This is a genomic window from Pseudoalteromonas translucida KMM 520 (assembly GCF_001465295.1).
In the GTDB taxonomy this organism is placed as follows: Bacteria; Pseudomonadota; Gammaproteobacteria; order Enterobacterales; family Alteromonadaceae; genus Pseudoalteromonas; species Pseudoalteromonas translucida.
Genome location: NZ_CP011034.1, coordinates 2905395 through 2916890, shown reverse-complemented (window position 1 = coordinate 2916890; position 11496 = coordinate 2905395). Strand labels below are relative to the sequence as shown.

13 protein-coding genes are annotated in these 11496 nt (G+C 40.0%); 6 read left to right on the top strand and 7 right to left on the bottom strand.

Annotated elements, in window-relative coordinates:
- Positions 1–19 precede the first annotated feature (19 nt).
- Both PTRA_RS13530 and rraB read left to right on the top strand, forming a co-directional pair.
- Positions 20–733: a 1-acylglycerol-3-phosphate O-acyltransferase gene (locus PTRA_RS13530; RefSeq protein ID WP_058374170.1), complete on the top strand. Its 714-nt coding sequence runs from the start codon at positions 20–22 to the stop codon at positions 731–733.
- Positions 733–1068 carry a ribonuclease E inhibitor RraB gene (gene rraB / locus PTRA_RS13525; RefSeq protein WP_011329231.1) on the top strand — a complete coding sequence of 112 codons (336 nt, stop codon included), beginning with the start codon at positions 733–735 and terminating at the stop codon, positions 1066–1068. Before PTRA_RS13530 ends, rraB begins: the two co-directional genes overlap by 1 nt.
- A gap of 93 nt (positions 1069–1161) precedes the next feature.
- On the opposite strand, the gene PTRA_RS13520 is transcribed toward rraB, so the two are convergent.
- From PTRA_RS13520 to PTRA_RS13510, 3 genes are all read right to left on the bottom strand, one after another.
- On the bottom strand, positions 1162–1632 hold the full coding sequence (locus PTRA_RS13520; RefSeq protein WP_058374169.1) for a hypothetical protein: 471 nt from the start codon (positions 1630–1632) through the stop codon (positions 1162–1164).
- A gap of 71 nt (positions 1633–1703) precedes the next feature.
- The gene (locus PTRA_RS13515; RefSeq protein ID WP_058374168.1) at positions 1704–2009 is read right to left on the bottom strand and encodes a hypothetical protein; all 306 of its coding nucleotides are present in this window, start codon (positions 2007–2009) and stop codon (positions 1704–1706) included.
- 484 nt (positions 2010–2493) lie between these two features.
- Positions 2494–3465, bottom strand: coding sequence for a zinc transporter ZntB (locus PTRA_RS13510; protein ID WP_058374167.1), 972 nt, complete (start codon positions 3463–3465; stop codon positions 2494–2496).
- 277 nt (positions 3466–3742) lie between these two features.
- Between PTRA_RS13510 and PTRA_RS13505 the strand changes: the two genes are divergently transcribed.
- The 3 genes from PTRA_RS13505 to PTRA_RS13495 all read left to right on the top strand — a co-directional run bounded on the left by PTRA_RS13505 (position 3743) and on the right by PTRA_RS13495 (position 6181).
- On the top strand, positions 3743–4165 hold the full coding sequence (locus PTRA_RS13505) for an ATP-dependent zinc protease family protein (RefSeq protein ID WP_058374166.1): 423 nt from the start codon (positions 3743–3745) through the stop codon (positions 4163–4165).
- Positions 4166–4230: 65 nt separating this feature from the next.
- Positions 4231–5136 (top strand): 30S ribosomal protein S6--L-glutamate ligase, encoded by a 906-nt coding sequence (gene rimK, locus PTRA_RS13500; protein WP_058374165.1) that lies wholly within the window; start codon positions 4231–4233, stop codon positions 5134–5136.
- Positions 5123–6181: a succinylglutamate desuccinylase/aspartoacylase family protein gene (locus tag PTRA_RS13495; RefSeq protein ID WP_011329224.1), complete on the top strand. Its 1059-nt coding sequence runs from the start codon at positions 5123–5125 to the stop codon at positions 6179–6181. The genes rimK and PTRA_RS13495 overlap by 14 nt, the downstream gene beginning before the upstream one ends.
- A gap of 90 nt (positions 6182–6271) precedes the next feature.
- On the opposite strand, the gene PTRA_RS13490 is transcribed toward PTRA_RS13495, so the two are convergent.
- The 4 genes from PTRA_RS13490 to recQ all read right to left on the bottom strand — a co-directional run bounded on the left by PTRA_RS13490 (position 6272) and on the right by recQ (position 10839).
- On the bottom strand, positions 6272–6841 hold the full coding sequence (locus tag PTRA_RS13490; protein ID WP_011329223.1) for a mechanosensitive ion channel domain-containing protein: 570 nt from the start codon (positions 6839–6841) through the stop codon (positions 6272–6274).
- Between the two features lie 65 nt (positions 6842–6906).
- The gene (locus PTRA_RS13485; protein ID WP_058374164.1) at positions 6907–8616 is read right to left on the bottom strand and encodes a ShlB/FhaC/HecB family hemolysin secretion/activation protein; all 1710 of its coding nucleotides are present in this window, start codon (positions 8614–8616) and stop codon (positions 6907–6909) included.
- 107 nt (positions 8617–8723) lie between these two features.
- Positions 8724–9008 (bottom strand): DUF3630 family protein, encoded by a 285-nt coding sequence (locus PTRA_RS13480; protein ID WP_058374163.1) that lies wholly within the window; start codon positions 9006–9008, stop codon positions 8724–8726.
- A 7-nt stretch (positions 9009–9015) separates the two neighbouring features.
- On the bottom strand, positions 9016–10839 hold the full coding sequence (gene recQ, locus PTRA_RS13475) for a DNA helicase RecQ (RefSeq protein ID WP_058374162.1): 1824 nt from the start codon (positions 10837–10839) through the stop codon (positions 9016–9018).
- 201 nt (positions 10840–11040) lie between these two features.
- Between recQ and PTRA_RS13470 the strand changes: the two genes are divergently transcribed.
- Complete coding sequence (locus PTRA_RS13470) at positions 11041–11496, top strand: thioesterase family protein (protein ID WP_193038446.1); 456 nt, start codon at positions 11041–11043, stop codon at positions 11494–11496.

The window sequence follows — 11496 nt, the reverse complement described above, 5'->3', positions numbered from 1 at the left end:
TATATTTGGAGACGCTCTGTTGCTAGCTGTTATACGTATTTTTATTATGCTGTTGTTTATATTATTAAGTTGTATTTTTGGGTTACTGTTATCAATAGTGAGGCCATTTCATCCTAATAATGTGCATATTATAGCAAGCTGGTTTGGCTCAGTAGCAAAAATGCTGGGCGTTAAAGTTGTACTAAAACATCATCCAGATACTATAAATCTTGGCCCTGCGGTTTATGTGGCAAATCATCAAAATAGTTATGATTTATTTACTATTCCTGCAATGGTGCCCAAAAACTGCGTGAGCGTAGGTAAAAAAAGCTTAAAATGGATCCCATTTTTTGGTCAGCTATATTGGCTTTCGGGTAATATTTTAATTGATCGCGCAAACCGCTCAAAAGCTGCGGGAACTATTTCTAAAGCCGCTGAAAAAATAAAGAAAAATGGCTTATCAGTATGGATGTTTGCAGAAGGTACACGCAGTTACGGGCGCGGTTTATTACCTTTAAAAACAGGTGCATTTCATACCGCTTTAAGTGCGCAAGTACCCATAGTGCCCGTATGTATGAGCACAACGCATAAAACCATTAAACTAAATCGTTGGGATAATGGTACAATTTATATTGAAATGTTAGCCCCCATATCGCTTGATAAAAACATCAGCGCGCGTGAGCACGCTAAAAGTGTGCACAGTATTATGGCTGCTAAAATAACTGAATTAGATGCTCAAGTGAGAGAAAATTAATGGAAAACTGGCGTGAAATAAGTGAAGACATCGTATCTTCATTACTCGAAGATGGTTCAGACCCTGAGATACTTTACGAAGTAGAACATCACTTTGTATGTGAAGACTTCCCTAAGTTAGAGCAAGCCGCATTAGCCGCTTTTAAATTAGGCTACGATGTGGAAGAGCCAGCAGAGCTTGAGCTTGAAGACGGTGCAAAAATTTGGAGTTTTGACATAGTTGTTGAGTCAGAGCTTGATGTTGACGTAATAATGGAAGACGTTGATAAGCTAGCAGCACTTGCTGTTGAATGCGAAGTTGAGTACGACGGTTGGGGCACTTACTTTCAAGAGTAAGCGTAGCAGCTATAAAAAAGGCGAACATTGTAAAATGTTCGCCTTTTTTTGTATTGGTATAATCTCTACAAACTGTATTAGGTAATTAGTGAGCTATATTTTTACCGTGCTAACTTGGATGGTGGACTTTCCGATTATTCTATTCGTGTTTTTACCTGTTCGTTGATGAATAGCTACAAAGTATTCTATAGGGTACTTTATTTTAGAAAGCTGCTCTTCAGAAGGAGAGTGCGCCTTATCTAATATGGTTGGCCATACTATAGACTTTTTGCCTTTGGCTTTATTCAACTCACAAGGTGATTTTTTACCATTCGACATTGAGATTGTTGTGCCATCTAAAGCTAAAAACTGTACAGAACAATTATATAAATTGTTCGTATCTACGTATTCAGATATTTCATAATCAAAAGATATTTCGAGCTTATGCTGCCTTTCATTTAAATTATGAGTTTCGTTAATTTTAAGCTTTGATATTACAGCTTCACTAACGTCAAAGTCTGAATAATTTGTTGATGCACAGCCTGCTAAAGCTAATAAAGCAATTGAAATTCCGAGTTTTTTCATTATTTTCCTTAAAATATAAAGCAACCAGATGTTGCAGTTTGGTGTTTTAAATATTCACGTTTAATTTAGTATTACGTTATATCAACAAGTGCCTTTAATTCTGAGTTTATTTTAACCTTAACCGGAATGTTAGTCGGGTTAGTTATGGAAGGTTTATATTGTTGTATTGGCATTTTATCTAATATTTTTTGTGTCATCCAATCATTAGGTATGGAATCAATTAACTCTCTACTAACCAAGGTTCCGTTAGCATCAATAGTAATAAAAAAAGATGCTTTATCCATTCCTTTAGGTATCCACTTTGGACGCCCAGGTAAGAAAACTACCTTAGATGTTTTAGCAACCCAGTATTGGTTCAAATCAGCTACATCAATCACTACAATATCGTTATTAAAGGTTGGCTTTTTAACCGAGCTACAACCTAATAAGGTCTAAGACGCAAAAATAAACCACAGTACTAATTTGGTCACACAATAACTCTTAAAGCGGTCACTTGCTTAAAGGCATAATAGAGAAAGACTAGGAGGCGATACTATCAGAGCTTCCTAATTATCATTTCTTATATTAGTAACAAATAGTTAAGTGTTTTGCTAGTTTGTTGTAAACAAATTGTTATTTTCATCTTGGTTAAGTTTGTTTTTTGGAGAGTATAGAGGGGGTTATATTTGAATTTTTTTGCGTATTTAGAGTTTAGAGTAGCATCAGATTTTTATTGCATAAAAACCTGATGCTACGCACCTTAAATTACCTAGCGTATTTATAAGCTATCTTTACTTTTATATACAGGTTAAAAGTAAAGATAGCTCTGCTTGTTGCTTTACCCGCAGCGCGTTACTTTCACTGAATAATTAATTTATACTGTTACAACCATTTTTTATTTTTAAAGTACACGCCAATACTGCCGGTAAGCACAACTAAAAACACGACGAATAAGGTAAACGCATAAGGGCTTTCTGTGCCAGGTATGCCGCCTACGTTTACGCCTAATAAACCAGTTAAAAAGCCCAGTGGTAAAAATAATGCAGCCACCACCGACATAACATACATTCGCTGGTTTAGCTGCTCAGATACTTGGTTAGTGACTGTTTGTTGAATAATTTGCGCCCGATCTATTGAGCTGTCTAATTCTTCAAGGTAACGAGTTAGTAAATTAGTGGTTTCATTAAGCTTGGCTTTATCCTCATCGAATAGCCATGAATAGTGATGATTAACCATGCTAATAAGCGCTTCTTTTTGTGGCTTTAAATAGCGTTTTAAAGCAATAGTTTGCCGACGTAATTGCGACAAACCTTGATTATCAAACTTTTTGCTTGGCTCATCTATTTCTTCTTCAAATTCATCTAGAGTTTCATCTAAGGCATCAATAACACTTTCCATACGGGAAGTGAGTTTTTGGGTAATAGTGCAGACGAGTTCAGAAATACTGCGCGGACCGGTATTGTTACTAAATGAGGCTAAAATATCTTGAATAGACAGTAAGCGACGCTTTCGGGTGGTAATAACAATTTCATCGTTGATAAAAAGGCGGATGGAGACCATGTCTTCAGGGCTTTGTGCCGGGTTTAAATTAATACCGCGTAAAAATAACATATGGCCGTTTGTAGCAGGGGTAATGCGTGGACGAGTTTCATCTGCAGTTAGCGACTCTAATTCGTAGTCAGTTAAAAATTCACAGCCTTTTAGCCAAGTGACAACTTCAGCTTGGCTATAATCCATATGCACCCAAAGCTTACCTTGTTCAGGTTGCCAATTATGTAGTTCGGCGCTGTTTTCTATAGTGCGCGCACCGCCTTGCTCATCAAGTACCAGGGCATGAAGTAAGCCATTAATCATAATAATTTCTCATAAATGGTGTGTTTTTAATACCGTTTACTATAGTGTATTTACTTTAGTAAATTAAACTAATCTTTCTTTTTTAAGAAGTTAAATTTATTTAGCGCTTGAAAAAAAGAGGGGGTAGCCCTTAAAGTTGACTAGTTTGTTACGCTTATATTGTTAAACTAGTCGGCTATAAAGATCAATCAAATCAATTTGTCGACTTGATAAATTTATTTTGTTGGTGTTTTTTTTCCTGTAGCGTATAAGACACTTTTTTATTAAGGGCACATTTATGACAGCAAAGATTACCGTTGGTTGGCGTGAGTGGTTGAGTTTACCAGAGCTAGGCATCGAGAAAGTAAAAGCAAAAATTGATACCGGTGCCCGCACCTCATGTATTCATGCACTTAATATAGAAGAGTATGAAGTTGATGGCGAAAAGTGGGTTAAATTTATTACCCAGCCATTGCAAGAAGATGAAGAAACACAAGTTGTTTGCAATGCAAAAGTTAAAAAGAAGAAGCACGTAACCAGCTCTGGCGGGCAAAAAGAGTTACGTTACTTTGTAGAAACAGCATTGCATATAGGCGCACATAGCTGGCCTATAGAAATTACTTTAACTAGCCGTGCAACAATGAAGTTTAGAATGTTACTCGGGCGTACAGCCATGGAAAATCGTATAGTCGTTGACCCGGCTTTATCTCATTTATTATAAGGATGTATTAACTTTTAGAGGGGACTAAGCTTCTAAAATAATACGTACTTATTAAGGTTTAAATTATGAAAATTGGTATTTTATCTCGCAACAAAAAATTGTATTCAACTCGCCGCTTAATTGAGGCGGCTGAAGCACGTGGTCACGAAGTTAAAGTAGTAGATGCACTGCGTTGTTATATGAATATAAACTCTGAGTTACCAGAAATTCACTATCGTGGTGAAAATTTAAAAGACTTTGATGCAGTTATTCCGCGTATTGGTGCATCAGTTACGTTTTACGGCTGTTCGGTGCTGCGTCAATTTGAAATGATGGGCGTGTATCCAGTAAACGAGTCGGTTGCTATTTCTCGCTCTCGCGATAAGTTGCGCTCATTACAGCTTTTATCTCGTAAAGGTGTAGGTATGCCAGTGACTGGTTTTGCTAGCAAACCAGATGATGTAAAAGACTTGCTCGAAATGGTAGGTGGTGCGCCGGTAGTAATTAAACTACTCGAAGGCACGCAAGGTATTGGTGTGGTATTGGCTGAAACGCGTAAAGCGGCTGAGAGTGTTATTGAAGCATTTATGGGCTTAAAAGCTAACATTATGGTGCAAGAGTACATTAAAGAAGCCGGTGGTGCTGACATTCGTTGTTTTGTTTTAGGTGACAAAGTGATTGCAGCAATGAAACGCCAAGCGCAAGAAGGTGAGTTCCGCTCAAACCTTCACCGTGGTGGTAGCGCTACATTAGTGCGCATTACGCCAGAAGAACGTAAAACAGCCGTTGCAGCTGCTAAAGCGATGGGCTTAAATGTAGCCGGTGTTGATTTACTTCGCTCGTCACGTGGTCCTTTAGTGATGGAAGTTAACTCATCACCAGGCCTTGAGGGCATTGAAATAGCAACCGGTAAAGATATTGCAGGTATGGTGATTGATTTCATTGAAAAAACTGCGTCAAGTAAAGGAACCGCAACTCGTGGCAAAGGTTAAAATTAACCGTTCTTTTACCTTATTAGGTGAAAGTGTTGGCGTAGGCGAGCGTAAAACGCTGGCCTTAGAAGCGGCAAAACTTTATACCCACTCTCCACTTAACATTCCAATTGAAGTGGTTAATGGTGTTATGGAAGGGCCGGTACTTATGGTGTGTGCGGCTATTCATGGCGATGAACTTAATGGCGTAGAAGTGGTGCGTCAATTACTTGCTAAAATAGATCCTAACCAGTTGCGTGGCACGCTGATTGCGGTGCCGATTGTAAATGTGTTTGGCTTTATACATAAGTCGCGCTACTTACCCGATAGACGTGATATGAACCGCAGTTTTCCGGGTTCAGAGCGTGGCTCGCTGGCTGGTCGTATGGCATATATGTTTTTTAATCAAGTGGCAGTACATTGTACCCATATTATTGATTTACATACGGGAGCTATTCACCGCACTAACTTACCGCAAATACGCGCTAATTTAGCCGATGAAGCCACCGCACAAATGGCTAAAGCATTTGGTACACCCGCAGTGATAGATGCCTCGTTACGTAATGGCTCACTGCGCAGCGAAGCCGCTAACTTAGGGATCCCGGTTATTACTTATGAAGCCGGTGAAGCACTGCGTTTTGACCCATTTGCGATTGCTGCAGGTGTACAAGGCGTTGACTATGTTATGCGCCATTTAAAAATGATCCGTGGTAAGCGTCCTAGAAAGCTTCCTGAGCCTATTATAGCCAGCTCTACAAGTTGGGTGCGTGCTAATGTAGATGGCATTGTGCGTGCGCAGGTATCGCTTGGAGAGCGTGTTACTAAGGGACAAGTGCTTGCTTATATTAGCAGCCCACTTGGCGACTCTGAACTTGAGTTACCAGCACCACGCAGTGGAATTATTATTGGCCAGCAAACTATGCCATTAGTAAATGAGGGTGATGCAGTGTTCCATATTGCTTATTTTGCTCATGCAAATAGCTTGGTTGAACAACAGCTAGGCACTTTTATTGATGAAATAAATGATTTAGATGATGAGCTTAAAACAGCTGAGTTAAATAACTAGTTGTAATAGTAAGCTACTAAATGTTGGTAGAATAAATTGTAAAGCCGTTTTAGTTAACCCAGTTGGGATAACAAAACGGCTTTTTTATTGCTATTTATTTGGCTTTTTTGGGCCAATAATACGCCTAATTACCGGGGCTTTTGTTGGCTTAGGCTCTTTGTTTAAAACCAGCACCGGACGAGTTACAAATAAGTTATTGGGATAAATAACTCTATGCCCGTCAATATGCTCAAGCACTACATTCATTAAGCCCATTTCTATAATGCGCCCTTCAATACTATTTGCGCCATCAACAATACGTACCCAATAGCCAACGCGGCAGTCATTTTGAATAAACATCAGTAAAAAAGCGGTAAGATTACTAAGTAATGACCAAGCGGCAAACAGTGCAACACCTAACATAGCAAATAGCGACGAACCTAGTACTAGGAGTCCGCGTAGCTCAATACCCCAAAATACCAGCACTAAACATAACATCACAAATGCGAGGATAATTTTAAGTAATAGCTCAGCACGATATTTACGGTGTAGGTCTATTTTTCCTTTAATGGCTTTTTCGAGAAGCTTTTTAGTGCCTTTTAACAGTATCGGAAAAAGTAATAACGCAATAAGGGTAACGACCAGTTTATATTGGGTGCCAAGTAGTGCTAACAATTCCAAAGTTATAGTCTCACAATAATTATATATGCCCAGTTTAACGCTTTAGGGTGCGACGAAATAGCCATTTAAAAAGAATTTTTAACATTTACCAGCCACTGTACTGAATCTACGCCATCGGCACTATCTAGCGGTGCAGCTATATCTATATGGATCATGGTGCCGGCATTAGCACGGCTTGGTGCTAAGCGCAGGCCTATACCTGCATTTTTAAGAACGCGACTATCTTCAACGTTATTTGGGGTGTTAGACCATGCTCGGCCTACATCAAGAAACGCCGCGCCGCCTACTTTAAATAATTGCAGCAAATCATATTCCCAATAGTAGCGCTTTTCTAAACTCACTAAAAAGCTGCGATCCCCATGCTGATAATCCATAGGATAGCCACGCAGGCCGGTTTCGCCGCCTAGTGTAAGTTGTTTATCGTTAGTGAGGTTTTTAGCGTACTGCACCCGAGCTTTTACATACCAAGACTGATCAATGCTGGTATTTAAATAATATTGTATTTGGCTGGTGGAGATCAGGTTTTCAAATTTGTCCTGCTCTTTATTCCAGTAACCATCAATGTCTGCACTAAAGCGCCATAAGGTATTATCGCCACTAAAGTGAGCTTTTTTAAAGTTAAAAGAGTAAACCGCGCGGCTATCATCGTTACTAACAGATTCATCGGAGTAACCCAGTAAGGCTTTTATGTTCCAACCTAAGTTTAAGTCTTCAGTACGATAAATACTGTCGAAATTGCGTACTTTTATAAAATTATCTTCAAACCAGTGTCCGCTTACATAAGGATAGCTTAAACTGCGATCGACGGCTAAGGGGGCAAAGGTTGAATCTATTGCAGCAAAAGTATGTTGCTCATCAACGTAACCTAGGCTGAGGCGCTGGGTCCAGTTATGGCTTAATGCTTTGGAGTGACCAACAAAAAAGCTGTTGTAGTCGGTCGTTTGATCAAACTCGCTAAACTTTTCACCGCGCTGATATAGCGCTTCTTCGCGTTGCTCTGAATAGCTTAAAATACCGTAGCTAAAAGGGGTGTCTATAGCAAAAAACGGATAGGTAAGCTCTAGCAGATGGCGTTTACCATCGTTATTATCGGCGTACTCTAAACGCCCACGATAGCGAGTTGATAAAATATTAGGATCGTCGTATACAAATAAATATCCATTACGATCGCTATCTGTAGTGCGCGACAGCGACAAACGTTTACCCCAGCCAAATAAGTTAGATTCGCGAAAGCCAATACTTGACTTGTTTTCTCCGCCACTGCGACTAAAGCTTATTTCAGGTAGCAGTGTCCATAAGTCACGAGTAACGACGGTAACATTAACGTTCCCTTCACAGTTTTCGGTGGCAATAACTTGAGCATCGTATAAATAGTTTTGTTTACGCAGTAAGCGTTCTGATTCGGCGAGTTTTTTAGGATCAAAATTATCACCGCTCTCAAACAATAAAATACTTTTAATAACCTCAGGCTCGGTTTGAATATGCGCACGGTTAGCAAAGCGAAATAGGGCGTTATTTTCGGCTTCGAGTTCAGTATTAAATACGTTAAGTTGCTGCAAAGTAATATTGGCAATTTTTGCATTACTACTTTGTTTTAACAGTGGCGTTGGTTGATCTAGTTGGCGGCGTAAATTATGACTACTTGATTGTTGCGGTTGCTCGCTTGTGCAATCATTTTGCGCATGAGGGGTTTCTTGCGCAGCTAAACTGAACATAAAAAAGCTTGGAATACAGAAGCTAAAACAACAAGATGAAATCCATTTTTTAGTAATCATTCAAACCCTTTACTGCTACGTAGCAAATTACTACCGTAATATCAGCTTACATCATTGTTACTAAAATGTAAGTTAAAAGTAGAGAGTTTGAAATTATTTAATTGCCATTAACTTAGGTAAAAAGTAAGTGCGGCTAATAAATGCTCAGCGTCATGGCCTTCGCCGTTAATCCAAATACTTTGGCTGTAGTGTTCAAAGTTTAAATTAAATGTTTGCTGCTGATAAGTGAAGCGCAGTTGATGGCGATCGGCACCAGCAGAGTACTCATTAATGGTTATTTCATTGTGGTGTAAAAACAAGCGACTCCACAGTTCAAAGTCTTCGTCGTGGGGCGGCTCTACCGGCGTAATAATAATGCATTGATGCGTGTGGTGATATTCTATTATGGTCATAATGCTCTTAGTTAGTAGCAAGGTAGTTGCGAATTGCAGTTAAAAACTCACCGCCATACTTATTTAATTTAGTAAAGCCAACCCCCGACACTTTTAAAAATTCGCTGTCGTTGGTTGGCATTAGTTGCGCCATTTCTGCAAGCGTTTTGTCGTTAAATACCACGTACGGCGGTACATCGTCGGCATCGGCTAACTCTTTTCGCAGCGCTCTTAAGCGAGCAAATAGTTTTTTGTCGTAATTAAACTGGGCTAATTTATCTTGATAAACGTGCTTAGCTTGCAAGCGAGGCTCTGCGAGTTGCAACGCATATTCGCTTTTTAAAATAGCGCGCGCGGCTTCGGTTAAACGCAGTGATGCACCTTGGGTTATGTCTTGGCTTAATAAGCCTTGATGAATAAGCTGGCGTAAAATACTTAGCCAAAACTCACTGCTTTTGTCTTTGCCAATGCCGTAGGTACTGAGTTGATGATGGTTATTATCGCGAATACGACTAGTGTTTGCACCGCGTAGTAGCTCAACAATATATCCAAGGCCAAAGCGTTGCTCTGCTCTGTACACACACGATAGTGCTTGCTGCGCTACTAAAGTGCCATCAAAACTTTTGGGCGGATTTAAGCAAATATCGCAGTTACCGCACGGTTCTCTTTGGTATTCACTAAAATAGTTAAGCAGTATTTGTCGACGACAGGTTTGTGCTTCGGCAAAACTGGCCATGGCATTAAAGCGCTGCTCTTCGACGCGGCGACGTTGCTCGTCGTCAATATCTTCAAAAAAGCGTCTTACACGGCCTATATCTGCCGGATCAAAATACATTATAGCCTCAGCGGCAAGGCCATCTCGCCCAGCGCGGCCAGTTTCTTGATAGTACGACTCTATGCTTTTGGGAATATCATAATGCAATACAAAGCGCACATTGGGTTTGTTTATACCCATACCAAAGGCCACTGTAGCAACCACTATTTGTATGTCGTCGCGGGCAAAGCCGGTTTGCACAAATTGGCGTTGTTCGTTACTCATACCAGCATGATAGGCGGCAGCGTTAAGCCCCGCGTCGGCTAGTTTTTCGGCTATGTCGTCTACGCGCTTACGGCTGGTGCAATAAATTATGCCGCTTTGACTTTTTTGTTCTTTTAAATAGCGCAGCAGTTGCACCATAGGTTTAAATTTTTCTTCTATGGTGTAGCGAATATTAGGGCGATCAAAGCTGCCGGTATGAATATAGGGTTGTTGTAATTTTAATTGCTCAACTATATCAAAACGAGTGGCTTTATCGGCGGTTGCAGTAAGCGCCATCATAGGTACATGAGCAAAACGTTGTTTTAATTCGCTTAAACGAAAGTAATGGGGTCTAAAATCGTGTCCCCAATGCGATACGCAATGCGCTTCGTCAATAGCAAACAAGCTGATTTTTAAATGCGATAAGCGCTCTAAAAATTCGCGCTGCAGTACTTTTTCAGGGGCAACATACAGGAGTTTAATTAATCCCTGATGGAGTTGTTGGTATACCTGCTGCTGCTCTTCGCGGGCTAAGCTATTGTTTATATATGCGGCTTTAACGCCCAGTGCTTGTAGTTGAGTTACCTGATCTTGCATTAGCGATATTAGCGGAGAAATAACAATAGTTACCCCTTCAAGCACTAAAGCGGGTATTTGATAACACACAGATTTACCGCCACCGGTTGGCAGCAATACCAGCGAATCTTGGCCGTTAATGGCTGCATCAATAACCGTTTTTTGGCCGTCGCGAAATTCACTATAACCAAACACTTGTTTGAGTACAGCTTCAGGGGTGCGCACAAGTGAGCTAGGGGGTGGTGTTAATGTATTCATTGCGGGATATTTTAGTGTTTTTTATACAGGATGTCTTTAGCGAGTGCTGAATGTTTTTTGAATAAATTTATAAGGTGTAAATTTACTCGCGATGGGAGGGGATATTAGCTGACTTTAAGCGGCTAATAAATTTAACTGTGTTGCTAGTTTTAGCCTAGTTATGCTTTACTCCTCTTACCAAGTATAACATAGAGAATAATAATGAATAAAGAAATGTTAATAGAGCACGTAGGCTCGCTGTTTGTAAACAATATGCCGTTTAACCAATTTTTAAAAATATCGGTGGAATCACTTAGCCCAGAACAAGCAAAAATATCGTTTCCTTGGCAGGATATACTCATAGGGAACCCAGCACAAAAAATACTCCATGGCGGCGTCATTTCGGCAGTGCTCGATAACGTAGGCGGCATGTTAGCAGCAGCAAGTGTAATAGATAAGCTAAACGATATTGATATTTTATCTGTGCAGCAAAAACTGGCCACTTTAGGCACTATAGATATGCGCACCGATTACTTACGCCCAGGCAAAGGCGAGAAATTTATAGCCAGCGCCACTTTAATTCGCTCCGGCAATAAAGTATGTGTTTGTAGGATGGAATTGCATAATGAGCAAGCAGTACAAATAGCATTTGGTACGGGCACGTATTTAGTTGGCTAA

Coding starts and splice junctions, on each gene's coding strand:
- PTRA_RS13470 (WP_193038446.1), top strand. CDS start 11,041: ATGAATAAAGAAATGTTAATAGAGCACGTAGGCTCGCTGTTTGTAAAC.
- PTRA_RS13505 (WP_058374166.1), top strand. CDS start 3,743: ATGACAGCAAAGATTACCGTTGGTTGGCGTGAGTGGTTGAGTTTACCA.
- rimK (WP_058374165.1), top strand. CDS start 4,231: ATGAAAATTGGTATTTTATCTCGCAACAAAAAATTGTATTCAACTCGC.
- PTRA_RS13480 (WP_058374163.1), bottom strand. CDS start 9,008: ATGACCATAATAGAATATCACCACACGCATCAATGCATTATTATTACG.
- PTRA_RS13510 (WP_058374167.1), bottom strand. CDS start 3,465: ATGATTAATGGCTTACTTCATGCCCTGGTACTTGATGAGCAAGGCGGT.
- rraB (WP_011329231.1), top strand. CDS start 733: ATGGAAAACTGGCGTGAAATAAGTGAAGACATCGTATCTTCATTACTC.
- PTRA_RS13520 (WP_058374169.1), bottom strand. CDS start 1,632: ATGAAAAAACTCGGAATTTCAATTGCTTTATTAGCTTTAGCAGGCTGT.
- PTRA_RS13485 (WP_058374164.1), bottom strand. CDS start 8,616: ATGATTACTAAAAAATGGATTTCATCTTGTTGTTTTAGCTTCTGTATT.
- recQ (WP_058374162.1), bottom strand. CDS start 10,839: ATGAATACATTAACACCACCCCCTAGCTCACTTGTGCGCACCCCTGAA.